At 45.9% G+C, this 19,889-nt stretch carries 14 protein-coding genes; 9 read left to right on the top strand and 5 right to left on the bottom strand.

All coding sequences use genetic code 11. From position 1 onward, the window contains the following. Positions 1-170 precede the first annotated feature (170 nt). From RID09_RS01350 to RID09_RS01320, 7 genes are all read left to right on the top strand, one after another. Positions 171-1,715 (top strand): hypothetical protein, encoded by a 1,545-nt coding sequence (locus RID09_RS01350; RefSeq protein WP_446334157.1) that lies wholly within the window; start codon positions 171-173, stop codon positions 1,713-1,715. Between the two features lie 594 nt (positions 1,716-2,309). Then, on the top strand, positions 2,310-2,771 hold the full coding sequence (rimP, locus tag RID09_RS01345) for a ribosome maturation factor RimP (protein WP_446334156.1): 462 nt from the start codon (positions 2,310-2,312) through the stop codon (positions 2,769-2,771). Between the two features lie 87 nt (positions 2,772-2,858). After that, positions 2,859-4,193, top strand: coding sequence for a transcription termination factor NusA (nusA, locus tag RID09_RS01340; protein WP_446334155.1), 1,335 nt, complete (start codon positions 2,859-2,861; stop codon positions 4,191-4,193). Between the two features lie 211 nt (positions 4,194-4,404). Beyond that, positions 4,405-4,683 carry a YlxR family protein gene (locus RID09_RS01335; RefSeq protein WP_446334154.1) on the top strand — a complete coding sequence of 93 codons (279 nt, stop codon included), beginning with the start codon at positions 4,405-4,407 and terminating at the stop codon, positions 4,681-4,683. A 398-nt stretch (positions 4,684-5,081) separates the two neighbouring features. Beyond that, complete coding sequence (gene infB, locus RID09_RS01330) at positions 5,082-8,069, top strand: translation initiation factor IF-2 (protein WP_446334153.1); 2,988 nt, start codon at positions 5,082-5,084, stop codon at positions 8,067-8,069. A 39-nt stretch (positions 8,070-8,108) separates the two neighbouring features. Then, a complete protein-coding gene (locus tag RID09_RS01325) occupies positions 8,109-8,765 on the top strand; it encodes a low-complexity tail membrane protein (RefSeq protein ID WP_446334152.1) in 657 nt (218 codons plus the stop codon). 256 nt (positions 8,766-9,021) lie between these two features. After that, positions 9,022-9,225, top strand: coding sequence for a hypothetical protein (locus RID09_RS01320; protein WP_446334151.1), 204 nt, complete (start codon positions 9,022-9,024; stop codon positions 9,223-9,225). 268 nt (positions 9,226-9,493) lie between these two features. Here the strand turns inward: RID09_RS01320 and RID09_RS01315 are convergent, their stop codons facing one another. Beyond that, positions 9,494-10,066 carry a pentapeptide repeat-containing protein gene (locus RID09_RS01315; protein ID WP_446334150.1) on the bottom strand — a complete coding sequence of 191 codons (573 nt, stop codon included), beginning with the start codon at positions 10,064-10,066 and terminating at the stop codon, positions 9,494-9,496. 185 nt (positions 10,067-10,251) lie between these two features. Here RID09_RS01315 and RID09_RS01310 point away from each other — a divergent pair, with 185 nt between their 5' ends. Next, positions 10,252-10,392, top strand: coding sequence for a hypothetical protein (locus tag RID09_RS01310; protein ID WP_446334149.1), 141 nt, complete (start codon positions 10,252-10,254; stop codon positions 10,390-10,392). A 9-nt stretch (positions 10,393-10,401) separates the two neighbouring features. Continuing rightward, on the top strand, positions 10,402-11,022 hold the full coding sequence (locus RID09_RS01305; RefSeq protein WP_446334148.1) for a TenA family protein: 621 nt from the start codon (positions 10,402-10,404) through the stop codon (positions 11,020-11,022). A 330-nt stretch (positions 11,023-11,352) separates the two neighbouring features. Here the strand turns inward: RID09_RS01305 and RID09_RS01300 are convergent, their stop codons facing one another. The 4 genes from RID09_RS01300 to RID09_RS01285 form a co-directional block, all read right to left on the bottom strand. After that, on the bottom strand, positions 11,353-12,273 hold the full coding sequence (locus RID09_RS01300; protein WP_446334147.1) for an Npun_R2821/Npun_R2822 family protein: 921 nt from the start codon (positions 12,271-12,273) through the stop codon (positions 11,353-11,355). A 31-nt stretch (positions 12,274-12,304) separates the two neighbouring features. Further along, positions 12,305-13,297, bottom strand: a complete 993-nt coding sequence (locus RID09_RS01295; RefSeq protein WP_446334146.1) for an Npun_R2821/Npun_R2822 family protein — start codon at positions 13,295-13,297, stop codon at positions 12,305-12,307. A gap of 5 nt (positions 13,298-13,302) precedes the next feature. Then, positions 13,303-14,256: a glycosyltransferase family 10 domain-containing protein gene (locus RID09_RS01290; RefSeq protein WP_446334145.1), complete on the bottom strand. Its 954-nt coding sequence runs from the start codon at positions 14,254-14,256 to the stop codon at positions 13,303-13,305. A gap of 144 nt (positions 14,257-14,400) precedes the next feature. After that, positions 14,401-19,587 (bottom strand): CHAT domain-containing protein, encoded by a 5,187-nt coding sequence (locus tag RID09_RS01285; protein WP_446334144.1) that lies wholly within the window; start codon positions 19,585-19,587, stop codon positions 14,401-14,403. Between the last annotated feature and the right edge of the window lie 302 nt (positions 19,588-19,889).

Here is a 19,889-nt window from a genome sequence, read left to right as displayed (position 1 = left end):
TGGAGACCCGCGTAGGCGGGTTTCGTTTGTGTAGCTGCGGTTTCCAACTGCCAAGCTAACCAAGAGTTAGCTCGTTTGACAGAAAACCCTATCACCCATAGGATTGATATTTCTAGTCAGCACTTAACGTGCATCCCTTCTGATCAGCCCAAGTTTGGCTATAGGCAGTTATGTCAAAACTTGGTGCTGGTTTAGCCTTAAAAAATATGTCATCCCTACAAAGACTGACTCCAAACAAAAGCAAACGTAAAGTCCATCGCGCCCTTTGGTTTGAACGAGTGATGGCGCTTTTGGCTTCGCTCAACTACCTCTTAGTCTTGTTTGACTTGACCTACCTGCCTCTACGAGATTTTTGGCTACATGGGAAAGTCCAGTTATTTAGTTTTGACATCGGTCCGGTTAGTTTGCCCGGTTTGTCCTTAGAGGTTCCCCTACCTCCGATTACACAGTGGTATGACCCAGTAAAGGGTATTCAACCTTACCGAGACACAGAGCAGTATTTGGACAAGGTTAATGAATTAGAAGCGGAGATTGATGCAACCAACTTAAGCAGTAAGCTGAGAAGCTTAAAATCTCCTGAAGTTGCCCAAATTCTGGAAGATCTACGCCAACGTAGCGTAGAAATGATTGAGACAAACCCCTTCCAACTTGCCGATAAAACGGGTGATCTAGAAAAAATCAAGAACAAGATGCGAGAGCATATTCGCACTGAAGAGGATTCAGCGAAAGAAGCATTTATAGAGTTTTGGAGTATAGAAAATTTAGCCGCTAAAGATCCCGATGACGAACTCCAATTTTTCAATGAGGAAATTCGTCCCCTGATTGCCGCCAACTACTACCGTCCCATTGGAGAAACTGGGGATTTTGTCGATTATTTTGGACTCCTTGATTTCCCGTTTTTTGCTCTATTTTTAACAGAATTTCTGGCACGTACCTGGTTGATCAGTCGCCGTCGCACCGGGGTTAGTTGGCTGGATGCCATGTTATGGCGTTGGTATGATATATTTCTGCTGATTCCCCTGTGGCGCTGGCTGCGGATCATCCCGGTGACGATTCGGCTGGATCAGGCAAAGTTAGTTGATTTGAGTGCGATTCAAAAACAAGTGCGTCAAGGATTTGTCGCTGAAATCGCTGGCGACATGACCCAAGTCGTGGTAATTCAGATTATTAACGAACTCCAATATTCCATTCGCCAAGGAGAGATCGCGAATTTGCTACAGCAACGGGAGGTTCGCCCCTACATCGATCTCAACGAAACCGACGAAGTGGCAGCACTGACCAAGATAATGGTACAGATGACTGTTGAGCAGGTTCTTCCCACCATCCGTCCCGATGTGGAAGCGTTGCTGCACCATAACTTGGATAAAATTATCAACCAGTCACAAGCGTATCAGGGACTAGAGCGAATACCGGGTGTAGAAACAATCCGCAATCAGCTCATCGAGCGACTGGTGCAACAAATTACCCAAGCGGTTTACAGTGGATTAGATGCCGCGATCGCAGATGATCCAGTTGGGGATCAAATTCTGCAACGATTGATTAGCCATATTGGCGAAGCTTATGGTTCCCAAATTCAGACCCAGAAAACTTTAGAGGAAATTCAATACTTGCTCAACGCCTTCTTAGAGGAAGTCAAAATCAATTACGTCAAGCGTTTGTCCCAAGAGGACTTAGAGGAAATTCTTGACCAAACCCGGGCAATTCGTCAAAAGTAACATCGGTAGTTTTTGAGCAAATGAGGGAGATGAGGGAGGTGAGAGAGATAGGGGGATTAACTCAACACTCAACAATCAAAACTCCACCGTCGTGACCCTTTGCCTGTGGTAAACCGATCCCACAACAGGCTAAGATTGCGCTAAACTCGAACATAGCAACGGAAGTCACTCTATCCTGATGTCGGAGTCTGGGGGCATGTAGCTGTAACCAAAAAGCTGGACACTTTTATCCATTGTTACCCAAAATTGGGTATATATTTGTTCTGATAGAATGGGTCAGCCAAGAGTATGTATACTTTATTGGTATACCTATCCAGCCAAAAACCACGGTTAGGTAAGTGAAAAAATAGCCGCCAGTTAGGTGGGGGAGAGCCTGTGGACTGGTTGAGTGCCGTCACCGCCAGGGTGAAGCAGGAAGTAAGCGTCAGGGATGTCCACTTGTGGGTAACTTTGGGTAAGTCTTATGTAACGGAGCTGTAAAACTTTTCCCAAGTACACAAGCAGGGTAGAGATTGTGTCAATCGTCGCTAGGCTTCTTGGAAGAAATTTTACCTGGAGGTGGGTTGAACCCACTTTTTTTGTTGAAGTTTTTCTATGACTTATCCCCTGATTCCACAACTAATCGATTTGGCCACCCCAGTAGCCGAAAAATTGGGATTGGAGTTCGTTGGGGCGGTTTTTCACACGAATAGACGCCCACCTGTACTTCGGATAGATATCCGCCGCCGCGACGGCGACACGGGCGTAGATGACTGCGAACGCATGAGTCGGGCTTTAGAAGCAGAACTAGATGCCGTGAATCTTATTCCAGATGCCTATGTTTTGGAAATTTCTAGTCCTGGGATCTCGCAAGAGCTAACGACAGACCGAGATTTCATCGCCTTTAAAGGATTTTCCGTAGTGGTCAACACCGCTGAACCTTATCAAGGACATAAAGAATGGCGAGGGCAATTAATTCGCCGGGATGATACCAGCGTATATCTCAACCGAAAAGGACGGGCGATCGCCATTCCTCGCGATCAAGTGACTAAAGTGCAGTTCGATGAGCAGGGTTAAACCCCTTTAGACCATTAGGAATTACTCATTGAGCATTGGTCATGGGTTATTAACGACCCAAAACAAACAGTTTATGGAGATTTGCCTATGTCTATCGTTAATCTGCCTGGATTAAAAAAGATGATCGAAGAGATCTCTCAAAGCCATAATTTACCCAAATCGGCAGTCCAACAGGCACTGAGAGAAGCACTGATCAAAGGCTACGAGCGCTATCGTCGAGCGCAACGCATGGAGCGACCTCATTTTGATGATGAATACTTTAACAACTTTGAAGTCGATTTAGATATTGAAGAAGAAGGATTCCGCATTCTTTGTACCAAAACCATTGTTGAGGAAGTTGGCAACACCGATCATCATATTTCCCTAAAAGAAGTTCAAGAAGTGGCATCAGAGGCACAATTAGGTGACTCGGTAGTCCTGGATGTTACGCCAGATCAACGTGATTTTGGTCGAATGGCAGCGATTCAAACCAAGCAGGTACTCTCCCAAAAACTACGAGATCAACAGCGCAAGTTGATCCAAGAAGAGTTTGAAGAGTTAGAAGGAACGGTTCTCCAAGCCAGAGTGCTACGATTTGAGCGGCAATCGGTGATCATGGCGATTAGCAGCGGCTTTGGTCAGCCGGAAGTAGAAGCCGAACTGCCCAAGCGCGAACAATTACCCAACGATACCTATCGCATTGGCAGTACCTTTAAGGTTTTTCTCAAAAAAGTGCGTGAAGGTCCTCACCGTGGACCTCAGCTTGTGGTTTCTCGAGCTTCGGCTGGTTTAGTTGTCTATCTATTTGCCAATGAAGTCCCAGAAATCGAAGATGAAGTTGTGCGGATTGTGGCGGTGGCACGAGAAGCCAATCCGCCCTCACGTCATGTCGGACCTAGGACTAAAATTGCTGTGGACACCCTAGAGCGGGATGTTGATCCCGTGGGAGCTTGTATCGGTGCTAGGGGATCGCGCATTCAAGTGGTCGTCAATGAATTGCGCGGCGAAAAAATAGATGTCATTCGCTGGTCGCCTGATCCCGCTACCTATATTGCTAATGCTCTGAGTCCAGCGAGAGTGGAGGAAGTATTATTGGTGCATCCAGAAGGGCGTCAAGCTCACATTTTGGTCACTGAAGACCAGCTCAGTTTAGCCATTGGCAAAGAAGGGCAGAATGTTCGCTTAGCTGCTCGTCTCACCGGTTGGAAGATTGATATTAAAGATATTGCTAAGTACGACCACGAAGCCGAACACCTGAAAATGCAGGAGTTACAAGCCATGGTAGCTGAGACGGAAGCGGAACTAGCCGATGAAGAGGAGGAGGAGGAGCAACTAGAGGAACAGACTCTCTCACCAGCCGATTTAAAGTCAAAGGTGACAAATCCTCAACCCCTAGCTGAGGAAGAATTTGCTAAAGGAGAAGAGGAAGATATTTTGTCCTAATCTTAGGGGGATCAACCCAAGGCAGTAGACTGTTTAAGGGAGTTGAATCTTTGCACCTGACTTGATCAATAGGGAACGGGGAGAGATTGTCATGGAAGCTGGTATATACCGTCGCTCAAGACACCCTCCTCACCGCCCTAGTTCACCGCAATAGGCTCTGCCGTGAAGATCAAGCTCTTTGAGCCTACAGGAAAATCGTTGTCCGCATCCTATGGAACCCAATTACCGACGTTGTCTGAGTTGTCGCTGCGTGGCTCCAAAACAAGAATTTTGGAGGGTTGTGCGAATCCATCCATCGCGACAGATAAAATTAGATCAGGGAATGGGACGTTCGGCTTACATCTGTCCTCAATCGAGTTGCCTGTCAGCCGCTCAGAAGAAAAATCGATTGGGGCGATCGCTGAGGACCTCGGTTCCCGATGAAATTTATCAAAGACTATGGCAACGTTTGGAACCTAGTCCCTGGAGCATCCAACGCAGCAACGATTGATCCAATCCATTCAAAAAACCCCAGCGATGCTCTCAATGAACCTAAGCAATCGCTAGGATAGTAGAGGAGTACCATTACCAATGGTGTTCGGAGGTGAGTCTGACCCTGATCAAGCTAGCAACTCCTACCTGAGGACAACACTCAGGGTCGAGAAAATGAATCTAGTTTTGTTAAGATTTTTGTAAGTTAACCATCCAGGATCTGATAAGAGTGTAGAGATATCCAATTGGCTCACACTCAATGAGCGCCTGTGTAACATGAGTTATTGGTGAGTTATCGAGTAGACTCTTAAACGACACCTTATTGATTTAAGCCAATCCGGCAGGAAAACCAATGACCACGCACGCTTTCAATCATTTAGTTATGGTGTAACAATATGTACGACGGGGGAATAGTGGATGAACAACGGCAAAGTCAGAATTTACGAATTATCACGGGAATTGAATTTGGACAACAAGGACATTTTGAATATTTGCGAAGGACTTCATATTGCAGTCAAGAGTCACAGTAGCACGATTACAGAATCTGAAGCTGAGCGAATCAAAGCGGCGGCGGAAAAATATGCCGAGGGGATCACCAGCCTCAAAGGTCGTGACCAAACAACCTCAGCATCTGCTAACCATACAGATGGGCATTCTAACAATCAGCGCAAACAGCAAATTCTGAGTGTTAAGCCTAAGCCTCGTTCCAGTTTTAGCTCTTCCCAGGGCTCCGCACCTGGGTCAAAGTCTGCTCAACCCCCCGTTAAGCCAACTGTGAATCCACCACGTCCACCCGCCCCGCTCAATCGACCGACACCAGTGAATTTGCACGAGGACAATCCTGAGTCAGAAACACCAACTCCATCTCAAGGGTCACAGGAGAACGTTACCGTAGCTGAAGTGGAAGCTAAACCCCAACTTATCCAACCCCCCGTTCGACCAGCGTCACCGAAACAAAATCAGCCCACCCAGGTCGAACGACCGAAATTGAAGCGCGATCGATCAGATGAGACTCCATCAGAGTCGGCTAAGGAGCCTCAGCCGACTGAATTGGCGAGTTCTCCTGAAGCGCCAACTCCTCCTCAAGCTCCCGCCCCAGCGCGTCCTCAAGCTCCAGCTCAGCCCGTTCCTAAACTACAAGCCCCCCCCAGACGCTCCCGACCGACTCGTCAGGATGACAGCATTGAAGTGGCGGCTATCGATTCGGGTTCGCGGGAACAGAAGCCAGGGGCGGTCGATGAGGAGACAGAAACCCTTCTGGAAGCCCCAGAACTCAACGCTTCCAAAGTCAAGCGACCCACGCCGCCACGTCAGTCGAAAAAACGTGAATGGATTGATGAAGAAGAAGAGCGGGAAGGAGCTAAACCCGCAAAAGCGGCTAAGCTCAAGCGGCGACCTCAACTGATCGAAGAGGATGAGGAAGAGTTCGATGGTGACGACCAAGAAACTGACACCCCTGCAGCTATCAGTATGTCGGTGGCTCGTCCTCCTAAACCTAAATCTCAAACGGGACAGACTCCGCCACCAACGGCAGCCAGTCAGGTTAGGAAAAAGCCAGAATTTAAAACCAGTAAACCAGAGAGTCGCGATCGCAGGCGTGAAAAGCAAGAAGTCTCTGAACGCCCTGAGCAAATTGTGTTAAACGATTCGCTAACCGTTCGAGAACTGGCGACTAAGCTGGAGATTGCCGAAACTGAAATTATTAAACAGCTATTCTTCAAGGGATTGGCGGTGAATATCACCCAAACTCTGGATCTGCACACTGCTCAAATGGTCGCCGAAGAACTGGGCGTTAATGTTCAGACAGAAGAAGCAGAATCAGAAGCCGCTAAAACCGAAATGCTGGATGCGGCTGACTTGGAATACCTGGTGCGGCGTCCACCGGTGGTCACAATCATGGGTCACGTCGATCACGGTAAAACCACGCTGCTCGATGCCATTCGTGAAACCAAAGTGGCACAAGGCGAAGCAGGTGGAATTACCCAGCATATTGGTGCTTACCATGTCGATGTGGAGCATGAAGGTCAAGTCCAACAGGTGGTCTTCCTCGATACTCCAGGTCACGAAGCCTTTACGGCGATGCGGGCACGGGGAGCGCGAGTGACCGATATTGCCATTTTGGTCGTCGCCGCCGATGATGGGGTGCAACCGCAAACCAGAGAAGCAATCAGCCATGCCAAAGCCGCTGAGGTGCCGATTGTGGTGGCTGTTAACAAAATTGACAAGGAAGGGGCACAACCTGACCGGGTGAAGCAGGAGTTAATGGAACATGGATTAGTGCCAGAAGAATGGGGCGGTGAAACGATCATGGTGCCCGTAAGTGCTATCCAAAAAGAAAACTTGGATACGCTCCTGGAAATGATCCTGCTCGTTTCTGACATTGAAGAACTCTCCGCTAACCCCGCCCGATTAGCCAAAGGTACGGTCATTGAAGCCAACCTGGATAAATCCAGAGGTCCAGTTGCCACATTGTTAGTGCAAAATGGCACGCTGCGGGTGGGTGATACCTTGGTTGCGGGATCGGTCTTCGGTAAAGTACGAGCCATGACCGATGACCGAGGTAAACGAGTAGACGAGGCGGCTCCCTCCTTTGCCGTAGAGGTATTGGGTTTAAGTGATGTCCCGGCAGCAGGTGATGAGTTTGAGGTCTTTGCACAAGAAAAAGAAGCTCGCGCCATTGCGGACACCAGAAGCCAAGAACAACGCGAGTCTCGCCTGCAACAGGTGATGTCCTCCCGTCGAGTCAGCCTGAATAGCCTTTCTGCCAAAGCTCAAGAAGGAGAACTCAAAGAACTCAACTTGATTCTGAAGGCAGATGTGCAAGGCTCCGTCGAAGCCATTCTGGGTTCACTAAAACAGTTACCCCAAAATGAAGTTCAAATCCGAGTGCTACTAGCGACGGCTGGAGAAGTCACCGAAACTGATGTTGACTTAGCGGCGGCTAGTGGTGCGGTAATCATTGGCTTTAATACCACTTTGGCTCACGGCGCTCGATCCGCTGCGGAAAGAGAGAGTGTTGATGTGCGCGAATACAACATTATCTATAACCTCTTGGATGACATTCAAGCAGCCATGGAAGGGTTACTGGAGCCAGAATTGGTAGAAGAACCCTTGGGTCAAGTGGAGGTCCGGGCTGTTTTCCCTGTCGGTCGCGGTGCGGTGGCAGGTTGCTACGTACAGTCGGGCAAAGCGGTTCGCAACTGCAATATGCGAGTGCAACGCCGGGGTCAAATGATCTACGAAGGGGTGCTTGATTCGCTGAAGCGGATGAAGGATGATGTCAAAGAGGTCAATGCCGGATTTGAATGCGGTATTCGTGTCGATAGATTCAATGATTGGACTGAAGGTGACATCATCGAAACCTACAAAATGGTGAGCAAGCGCCGAACTCTATCAGCGACCTAGGTCACAGGTGATTAGTCCTTGGTTAATGACGAAGGACTAATGACAAAAGATAAAGGAAATCAGATGCGCTCTTTTTGGTCTGAACCGTTCTTGTGGATACATTTGGCGGGTTTAGCGGCACTGCCCCTAACCTTAGAGATGGTCGCCTTAGGACTGGCAACGGGTGAACTCCTGTTGCCAGTCTGGCTAGAACTCCTAGTTGTGGCAGTTATCGGTATCGCACCAGTTTTGTGGATGCAATTGACCCGCCCCTTTGATATTTTTAGTTTGCTCATCGTTGCTCTCAAACCCGATCGCCTAACGGAATCGCAGCGACGACTGCTGAGCTTATTTGACCGGAAAACCAACCCCCTGCTGACGATTGTGGCAGCAGGTTTTATGGTATGGGTACTGTGGCAAATTTATAGCATCGCTCCTCTAGCCGCAGGTGTCGTTCCCTGGACAGTTCAATGGCGCATCGCTGGATTGGTTTTGGCAGGAATAGGGTTTCTGGCAAGTCACTTATTTTTACAAGTGCCTCTTTCTGTGGTGCAAGTTCTGCTCACGAGTGAGGCAGAGTGGGCAGCGACTCAACCTTATCCCGTGGAAAAAATACCAGAAAAGTTTACCGTACCAGGGTTTCGGGTCAAACAAATTTTACCTGCGATCGCAACAGAGTCATCCTCGGCTGAATCATCCCCTGAACAGATGGATTGAACCAAGTACCCTTATGGGGATCTTAAGAACGCTAAAAAGAATAGTGAAACCCGCCCCTACAGACACTTCTGGCATCACGTATGGAACACTCAAAACTTATGACTCGTCTAAAAATCTGGGCATGTTGGCAATCAGTTGTTGCAAATGTAACAATTTAAACAACGCAGCTCAGTTATTCTGAAATTAAGGTTAAAAAATACAAACAACATTTAAGAATTGCTACTGACTCATTCTGTTTAGATCACAACAAGGATTTATGAAAAGCACAGCTATGTCCGAATCCAACAACTTTTCCCCAGACAGTCCAGTTTGGGACAATCTCAAAGAAGCGATCGCAGCCAGTTCTGGATTTAAACGCTGGCAGATGGAGCATCCTGCCGCGCACCATCTTCAGGATCGAAGCTTGGAGCATCGGGTGCGTCGATATTTGCGGGATACCTTAGAAACTCTGGCTTATTAAAAATCCGAGAAAGCATAGTCGGATTGAGTGACGTACTCCTACCGTCAATCAAAGATTAGACTGTAGGCTTCTCCTCTCCAAAAGGAGATTCGCGTTTTATCGTGAGGCGACGCCCAACCCCACTTTAAGCAATACATAGCAGGTACTTTGTAGGGCTAGGATTTTACATACCTCGACTTATGACTTATTCAGCAAGCTCTAGTTAGACAGTTGAATTATGAATAGGCAACAGGGAATAGAGAATAGGGAATAGGGAAAAATCAATAAATTAAGGTAATAAAGTGCCATCAGGCATAATGGCGTAGCTAAGTTTAGCGTTATTCAGAATAGTATTATCCAAGTCAGCCCCTCTCAAGTCAGCCCCCCTCAAATCAGCAGCCGTCAAATTCGCATTACTTAAATCCGCCGCCCTTAGTTTAGCAAGACTTAAGTTTGCACCAACTAGGCTAGTACTCGCTAATTTAGCCAAATTTAATCCAGCGCCAGCCAAATTAGCACGAGTTAGATTCGCACCGATTAATGCTGCCACAATCAGATTAGCTCCGGTTAACGTCGCATCCGTAAGATTCGCAGAAATCAGACTCGCACCACTCAGGTTGGCATACTCCAGATTGGCACGTCTTAAATCGGCACGGATAAGATTAGCACCAGCCAGATTAGCCCCCCTCAAATTAGTATTGCTTAACAGAGCATCCGGCAACTGTACCCCACTCAAATCACACTCGACACAGCTACCTGTTTGTCGCAATTGTTCTAGGTGTGCTGGATTAAACCCTTGCGCTGAGGGGTTTAGCCACAGAGAGGTAAACAGGATGAGAGGGGGAAAGACTTTAAATGTCATGGCATAACGTTTGACTTCTTGCTAAACCCGACGCTCTAGAATTGATGACTCCTATCACCTAAAGCTTAGACTATCATCACAAAAAATTAACGGTTTGCATCACCAGTCCCTTAATTGAAATCACAGATAGTGAGAAGATACTGGCAGTTGACAGCTCACAAGAGCAACAATGAGAGGAGTGGGTTATGCTGGAAAGACTACTGCTAGCGATCGCGGTTACATTCTGTGTGTATCTATCGGTAGACGGTGGATTTGACAAAACACCGATCCCTTCAGTCTTACAACTGCCAACCCTTCCCGAACAACATCTGGGTCCATGGCAATAAATAAGGGTTATGACACTTAGCAGCGATTTATGGCAATCCAATCAAGACTTGGCAAAGGAGTGTCTAACACACCCATTTGTCCAAGGTATCGCTACAGGGACACTTGAGCGTCGGAAATTTGCTTACTATGTGGGTCAAGATGCTTTTTTCTTAGAAGCGTTTGCTCGCGCTTATAGTGTAGCCGCCGCTAAATGTTCCGACTGGGATGAATTTAACACGTTCCATAATCTCGCTGGTGGCGTTCTCGAAGAACTACGCCTGCATCAGAATTATGCCACAGCCTGGGGAGTCAGCTTGCACCAGATTGAACCCGCCGTAGCGACGCGGCGTTATACTGACTTCTTGTTGGCAACGGCTTGGGGAAGTGAGATTGGTTTAATTACAGTAGCCATGACACCCTGTATGCGCTTGTATGGGTTTTTGGGTCAAGAATTAGCTAAAGATGGTATTCCAGAACACCCCTATACGGATTGGATTCGCACGTATAGTAATCCAGAGTTTGAGCAGTTAGCGCAGCAATTAGAGCGGTTGACAGATCAATACGCCTCACTCTCAGCCTCCGTGAAATCAAACTATCGCTATGCTATGGTGTGTGAGCGAGACTTCTTTCATTCAGCGTGGGAAACTTGAGGAAGTAGGCAAGCATCAATGAGGCAAGTTAGGGAATAACAAAACATATAAAATCATTACTCATGTCCAACTCATTCACTCAATACCAGGGATAACGGTTCTTCCGGACAAATTATGCTAAATTGCCTCAGACGACGTCCAAAAACCTTGCTAAGCAAGGTTTTTGGACGTTATTTTGAGTCAAATTAGACTGTTGAGGCATAAAATCACGGTATAACTAGATCTGAAGCCATTTTAACTAACAGTTTGGCATAGTAAGTCCGGAAGAACCGGATTACTGGAGAGCCTGTCACTTTACTCGATATTGCCGTAATGTGAAAACTTATATTGTTAAACATTTCGTTTTATGGTTCCTTTGAGTTTTTGCCATAGATTTTTTGATGGTGGGGTTTGTAACGATTCATCATCAGGGATATCTTCACCAAGATAGCGATAATATTTCCAGATATCCCAATAGGGGCAACCTGGTTGGATGCGAATCCCTGCCCAGTGTAAATAGTCTAGGGGTTGATTGACATTCGGATCAATTAGGTGATGATCTTGAACCTGAAAATGTTTGCTACCCGCCCAACTTCCTGGCGCACCACCGGGGCGGCGCACGATATTAAACCGCTGGGGAACGTGTTTCAATATCATGTAGTTAATGATAGGTTGATCGGAGGTTTTTTGGGAAAAGTCAAAGTATTCCGGATGAGAGGCACATTCCGTGAATGTTTGATAGAGTGTTTCCTCAGATATCGTATTTTTCTTGGCTCCCCAAAACCCACCATTAAACATATCCTGAATATCATTTTCGCTAAATACACCGTCTTCTAAGACTTTTGGCGTAAATACATTTTTGATTCCACCGCTATGTTGATAGTCATAGCAAATAAAATCATAGTTATCTAAGTAGTTCGTTGTTTCTATAATTTTGTCAAAAACAACAATATCCGTATCGATATAAATAAATTTATCAAAAGCACCAAACCAACAAGCTTGTTTGCGGAATTGATTGGGTCGAGCAAAAAATTCTTTGCCAAATATTTCGTATAACTGATTAGAAAGACGTTCGATAAAGTCTAAATCTTGATATAATTCTACCTGATAGGAGTCTTTTAAGATTTTAGCAATGGTTTGATATTTATCATCGTAAGGAATTAAGCAAATCGGCGTATCAGGATCATGGAAGCGGATACTTTTGAGCAGCGCGATCGCCTGTTCGATTACTTTGTCATTGGCTGTAATATAAATGCCGCGATTTTTGGTCATTTTCTTTAGTTATATTAATTTTGGAGTTTAGTTAAGATAATTTCAACTTCTTCAAGATTCGCTGAGATAAACTAGGGGGTTGATTATAAAGTTTGGGTTGAGTCGTAAATTGCGGCTTTTTCTCTGGTTCATGAAGATAGCGATAATGTAAAAACAAATCTCGATAAGGAAAATCAATGTTTTCCCCAGCACAAACTTTAGCAATTAATTGGGAAGAAACCCCAATGTAGTGCATGTAGGTGAGTCGATTGCCTTTGTCATAAAGAATATGTTCATTTTCTTGAAAGTGGGCTGATGTTACACAGCATCCCGTTTTTTTCTCCTTGGGTAACTCTAAAGCCAAGTTATAGAGCGATAAATTCGGTCTCATCATCATGTAGTTGAGGAGCGTTTGATCCGGTGCCATGGGGTAAAGAACTTCGGCATCTCCGGCTTCGAGTTGCTCAATAATCCAGTTTCGTCGTTCTTGATCAAATAGATTTTGTTTCGACGCATAAAAACCAGAACAAAAGATTTCTGTTTTTAGTCTTTCGGGGGGGAATACTTGCGTTAGCTTGGGCGAATCAATGTTATATACATGAGTTAAATCTTTGTGCTGAAAATCATAAACCACACAGTCATTGTCCTGAAGTTTAGCAAAGATAAACTCGACAGGCGACATCAGCAATGTATCCGCATCCATGTAGAGGAAGCGATCAAAAGGTCTATCAAAGGCACAGTAACGCCGATGGGTGCCAAATCGATGATAACCGCTACTGCCAATTTGACGCCAACGTTGGTGGGCTGTGGGATGACTATCCCAAGCCTTTTGAGCAAACTGATCCCAGCGCTGTATGGACTCAACATTATCATAGAGTTGGACGTTGGGACGACGGGCAATTTCAGCCGCAATTTTTGTTGTGTTGTCGTTGTAGGGATAGACACAGACAGGCATTTGTGACCCGACAATTGCCTCAATACTGTTGAGTAAGGCAACCAGTTGGTCGTAAACTGGGTCACTGGCTAGGGTACAAATTCCGTCCATGGTGTTCAATCAAATTTAGCGACAAAATCAGATAACCAGTTCAGGAGGTTGAGTTTATGTAGGATGATTTGTCTAGCTTGTGCGATCGCGTCCTTGGCTTCATACCAAGCATCCGGTGTGGATGTTACCTCTTTAATATAAGCGATGCCCTGCTCATCTAGCGTCGGGAGCCGCAAAAAGCTTCCGGGTGGCAGTAATTTATCCGCCGCCGAACCCCCATAGTAGATGGGTAAACACCATGCGAGTAGAGCATCCCAGAGTTTTTCGCTGACATACCAATCATTCCCAGCATAGTTTTCGATCGCGAGATTATAGTAGTAAGATGCCATGCCATGCCATTTGTTTTTCAGGCTACCCTTTCCCTGCGCCCAGTCGGGTAATCCGCGCCCATAAAGGTCAAACTCAAATCCACTCTCCCGTAATGATTGTAAGAACGCTAAACGTCTACGATGTTCAGCGGTGCGATCGATTCCGGAGGTGATCCAACTACAAGTATGTATTTTTTCCGGTGGTATCATTTCATTTAATTCTCGGAACGAATTGGCGTGATACCAAATCGCGGGCATATAATCAGGCGTTGGGGCAAAATCATCCGGACCTGAAATGTAACCACAATAATTTTTCGCGGCTTCATAATTTGCCCGATTAGTTTGAACAACTTTTTCCAGGGGCGGTTCTCGTAATAAATAGATTATTCGCTCTTTGGGAACGTTGCGTAACTGGGAGGCTACATCAGGTTTTGAACTCTTTTTTTGGCGTAAACCTTTCCACCACGGCAGTTGAGGGCGAGGTTGGGGAAACGAATATTGGTACATCAGCAGAAAATCAGGCTCAGAGGCTTGGGATAGCATTTGAATTTTGTCCCAGACTCCACAAGGGTTGGGCGTTTGTTGCCATAGCCAGTCCGCTTGATTAAGTCCATGATAACTACTAATCATTCCGACAATTTTTCTGCCCATGTTTTTTTGTCAGTCTACCGTATCAGTCTTAGCATTTATCTAGTCAGTCAGCCAACTGGAAAGGATGATTGAGTCCAAAGCTTTGCGCCCCTAAAATTTCTGCACACAATGTTAATTCATCAAATTAGGTGTGCCACACTACTACTACCAAGGACTACCCACAAGGGTTAAAGCACTCCAGTAGTAAGGATGGGTAAAGTCTTGATCTCCTAATTTGGCGAGTTCTGGGTTTAAGGGAATCCGCAAATCCCCAGCAATTAGCTGTTTTTCCTCTAACCGGACTTCACCTTTAAGCATAGCAAGTTGAGTTTGCCGCAGGGCTTCGGCTTTAATCGGGGCTTGTTGCAAATGCTCATAAAAGCTGGTCATGAATCCCAGAGTTCCTGCATCACTAACATACCAGAGACTCCCTAAGGCGGACTTGACTCCGGCTTGTATGGCTAATCCAGCAAACCCTAATTCGGCTTCTCTATCTCCCAAGGCGGTGCGACAAGCGCTGAGGACTAACAGTTCTGTGGGAGGATTGTTTAATCCCAGTTTCCCTAATTGATCTAATCTGAGTTTTTGGTTCCATAACTGGATATAGGAGTTAGAGGGTTGACCCGATTGAAATTCGCCGTGAGTGGCTAGGTGGACAATTCCAAAGGGTTGGGATGAGCGGATTTGCTGGAGATTTTCTAAAGTAAAGGCTTCGTTGAGAAATGCTTTACCTTGCCACAAAGGACCTGCGATCGCGGCTAATTCTAAGGGTACAGCAGGTAAGGGGTTCAGATCCTGGAATGTATCAGCACCCATGGCGAGGACACTAACATTGCGGATATCCACATAACGAGTATCAGTGAGCGATAGACTGGGCATTAAGCCAACGCTGTAGCGTTCCACGAGAAATCCTTCACCATCATGTAGCGCCGCGACAGGTAAAGAGCGTAATCCCCCATCCATGACAAAGGCGAGGTTATCAATGTCTTGGGCTTGTAAATTTTCTTCTAGGGGAGCAACTAGCCATTGATAAAGCTGTTTAGAGGGGGTGAGATAGTCACGGGGAATGGTTACGCTAGTCACGTTGCGGCGAAATTCTTGAGCGACTTCTAGGACTTTCCCACGGGTTACTCCGGCTATGCGTCGCCGAATTGGGGGTTCCTTGGCGGAGATGATCAGCAGTTCTAATTGATCACTATCTTGAGGGGCAATTGTAACATGAGGTCCGGAGCGATTGAAGTAGGTATCATATTCCTCGGTATTATTCGTTTCTAATCCTGTATAGTTTGTGTTTTGCGAAATTTCCGTGGGAGCAAAGCTGACATAAATGAGTGCGGGTTTTGCCCCAGTTGCTTGTTCAATTTCACTCAAAATTTGACGCGCTTCTGTCTCGCTTTTGATCGGGGTACTTACGCGATTGGATGCGATGGTTTGGACAACCGAGAACGATTCAATTTCCTCTTCTACTTGATTTTGGGTTAGAGCAGTCGGTGAAATTTCGATGACCTCCTCTGGCGGTGGTGGTGGTGGTGGCGGTGGTGGTGGCGGTGGTGGCGGTGGTGGATCAACAACGTTAATACTAACCTGTTGCGGTTCAGAGAAGGAGACGCGATCGCTAACTACAATGGTAAACGCTGTAATGTCGCCCGTGTCATCAGTTGGCGGGGTGTATACCAGAGTATCTCCTTCCTCAATTGTGTCTCCAGGTTCTAGGATGATACCATTTTTCGTCAAGGTTCCGGCATTAATTTGAGCAATTACAATTGACAAACTCGTATCACCATCTGCATCCTCTAGAGTTGCCTGTAAATCTTCAAAGGTAAACGTAATGGGCTGATTTTCTTCTGTGTCGGGTAGGGTAGGATTTAGCGTTAGTTCGGGTGGACTATTAACAGAAGTGATAGTAATACCGTTGGGAGTATCATCTGCGTCACCGCCTTCTGGCAGAACGGGAAATGAGCCTGAAGGCAAAGAATTATCATCGCCAGTATTGATACTTCCTGCCAAACCATTAATGCTGGCATCTCCTACGATAAATGGATCATTATTACTGCCGCCATTATGGGTAATCTCTACTGTCCCCAACTCGGTATTTCCTTCCGTTTTAATCGTGATATCCGTTTCTGAAATTGTTCCCACACCCCTGACTAAACCATCGGGAATACCATTGGCAGTAATGCTGACATTACCCCCAATTTCATCAGCTAAACTAGAAGACGCTGACGTGTCGATACTATCAAATACAATGCTACTTCCCTCTAAAGTTACTGAATTGCCTGTTGCGATTCCGGTTGTATCTGAAGCAAAAGAAGATGCCGTGGTTTTAATTTCCCCGGTTTGAACCGTCTCAGCCGCATTTAAGTTTACTTCCCCGCCTGTTGCCAAACCAGAAGTAACCACACCTGCACCACTAGAAGCCAAAGAAGATGCTGAGGAGTTAATCCCATCAGTATTGATAGAACCTGTTTCGGAAGTGAGATTTACGAATCCTCCCGTTGCCGAACCAGAAGTCACAGAACTTTCAATAGCAAACACTGAAGACGATGTTGAGGAGTTAATGATGCCTGTTACATCGATATCGCTTCCAGCCTCAATAGTTACTGAACCACCTATACTATTAACTTCACCATTGCTGCTACCTGAGGTGTTAATTCCATCTGTTGTGACAGTTCCTGATGCAACTAATTCTACAGCACCCCCTTGGGAATTTTCATCTCCTATGTTGCCGAATGCTGTATTAATGGAAGAGGCATTAATTTCACCCGTCTGAATATTTCCACCCGCTTCTAAGTTGACTGCCCCTCCTTCAGATCCGTAAAAATTATCACCCTCAAAAAATGAATTAATCGCACCAGTAATAATATCGCTCGGTGCATTGAGAGTAATCGCACCGCCATTCGTAAATGTTGAGCTAGAATTAAGAGTTCCTCCAGTGGTATTAATAGTCCCACTGTTACTTGTAAACTCAATGCTACCACCTGCTGTGCTAATGTCAGCATTAACATCAATGTTATTCTCAGCTTGGAAGAACAAGTTTAGGACATAAATATCACTGGTATTACTGATGGGAGAATTTATGATAATATCATTATCAGCTTCTAAACTTAACGTTGTATCCCCAGCATCCAAAAAGATATCAATGGCAGCGTCTACTGTAATAGTGCCTTCCTGATTTCCTTCATTTCCTTCCTCTCCTGCTGTCGTAATCGTGACATTAGTGCCGCCATTGAGAGCATTTACTATATCATTGACATTGATTTGAGATTCAGCAGAAGGCGTGAAAATTCCACCCGTAAAAGTACCAGTGGTAGCATCATTTGTAATGGTGACATTCCAAGGATCGAGTAACCAACTCCCAGGTAAACCATTAGCCGCACTAGTATTTACTGATCCACCAATGGATTCCAATACGTTTTTACCCGATGTCTCGACAAAACCACCATTACCGCTTTCTGTACCCCCTCGCGCTGTGATTGTACCGGAAAATCGCGTAAAATTATCTGACCAAACGATTACACGCCCACCATTGCCATTGATTCTGGCATCAACATTAATCGTAACTTGATTGCCGACTACAGTTGTATCAGCAGTAGGAAATGTACCCTGTCCTTTATAGTCACCACCAATTCGGATTTCACCCCCACCTGTATCACCAGAAACATCAATCTGGGCTTGATCCACTAAACCGACAACAGTCCCGAAAATATCTACATTTCCTCCCACTGAGTCAGCAGAAGTATCCATCGTTCCCGATACTATCGCGGTTCCAAGTTGGTGAGAAATTACAGTACCTGCGATAGTTTGTACCTGATTATCCAAGTTAACCGTTAAACCTGTTTCGACATTGCTCCCTGTGAGTAATTCTGGTAACCTTAACGGGGTGATGGAGTCTGGATTATTCGTTGATATCTCTAAACTCAAAATTCGTCCGTCTTGACTCAGGCGCAGGCGACTGGTTCCAGGTACGGCGGCTATCGTAATCGTGCCGCCAGTCGCTTGCATTGTCCCTGTGTTGATAGTATTTCCCCCAATTAGAGAAAGTGTTTTCCCTTCGGATACAGCTAAATTACCCCCATTAACAATACTTCCTGGTTGTAATGTGGCAAATTCAAAGGTACTGGGATTACCGACAAGATTGATATAGTTATTGGAACCCAAAGCGCTAAACCAACCGCCATCTAAACCAATTCCTGTGGCAGTTGTAGTGGTGAAATCAGCCGGAACATCCAGTCTAGCATTAGCACCAAATACGATACCCGAAGGATTCATCAAAAATAGATTAGAGTTACCGTTTGTGACTTGAATTAAACCATTAATGATTGAGGGATTTCCCCCCGTAACCCGCCCTAGTATGTTTTGGATCGAAGGTTGAGAAATAAAGTTAGCAATTTGATCGGGGTTCAGTCCAAATTGACTAAAACTGTGGAAGAGATTCGCCCCATCTCCAGATAATGTACCGCCCGTGATATCCAATTGAACGCCAGTCGGTGTCACCAAAGTTCCTGTACCATCAGCCGCCGGGGTAATTTGTGCCTGGGCTGGCGTAACATTTATAGTAGCGATGAGGGGAAGTGTGGCTAATGATATGATCCGTCCCAAAACTGGGCGAATTGGACGAGTAGAAGTAGGTTGTGAGGATGAATCTGATCGGGTGATTGAACTCCGCCGTGCGATCGCCCAAGCAACAGCTTTACGGGCATTAAGTTTTTGCTCTATCTGGTGCTGATGGCATATACTTTCTGGATGATTGCGGTAATAATAGAGTGGTTTTTGCAGGTGGTATACTTGTGTTACTTCAGAAAGTCGCAAGCACAGCTCGTAGTCTTCAACATAATAAAATGACTCATCAATTCCTCCCACTTGGTCATAGACTGAACGGCGAATTAACCGGAAGTGAAAGGTGATAAATTGCTGTAACATCCCTTCTTTAGAGTAGGGAATATGACATCGACTGCCATAACCAGTCACTTTACCGCTTTCGTTGATTACCTGGTAGTCGGTGTAAACCATCCCTACATCTGGCTGGGTATCCAGAATCGCGGCGGTTTCCGCCAGCGCTGTGGGGGCTAAGAAGTCATCGCTATCCACCCAACCGATATAGGAACCCGTAGTTTGGGCGATCGCACGTTGGAGTGAAACAACTCGTCCTTGATGTTCAGCGGCGATTACCTGGACTCGTGGATCGCGTTTAGCATAGTCTTGAGCAATAGTAACAGACCCATCGGTTGACCCGTCATCCCATACAATTAACTCAAAATCCCCCCAGGTTTGTGCCAGTATGCTGTCAATGGCTGCACCGAGGTAACGTTCTCGATTATATGTGGTGATGACAAGAGAAATGGTGGCAGTCATGGCATCCTCCAAGAGGGTAGTTTTTGGGTTCTTGATGCGTGGATAATCAAACTGGGGAAGGACAATTTTTGGCTGACTGTCCAGATTTGGTTTGTGCGATCGCCTGTTTGACCCTACTTTCTATCGTAATCGAGGGATTTGCGATCAGCTAATTCCAGAAATTAACTTGATTGTGCGAGAAGTCTCCCGGCATAATCTACGATTTGGCGGCGAGATGAATCGCGCCTTGTGACAAAAGTTGTTTTTATAAACTTATGCTTAAGAGACTTTACTATCAATTCCTTGGATATGTTATATTAAGC

Origin of the sequence: Coleofasciculus sp. G1-WW12-02 (genome assembly GCF_040219735.1) — a bacterium.
GTDB lineage: Bacteria > Cyanobacteriota > Cyanobacteriia > Cyanobacteriales > Coleofasciculaceae > Coleofasciculus.
Note: the sequence above shows the minus strand (reverse complement) of the source record. Positions and strands in the feature narration are given on the sequence as shown.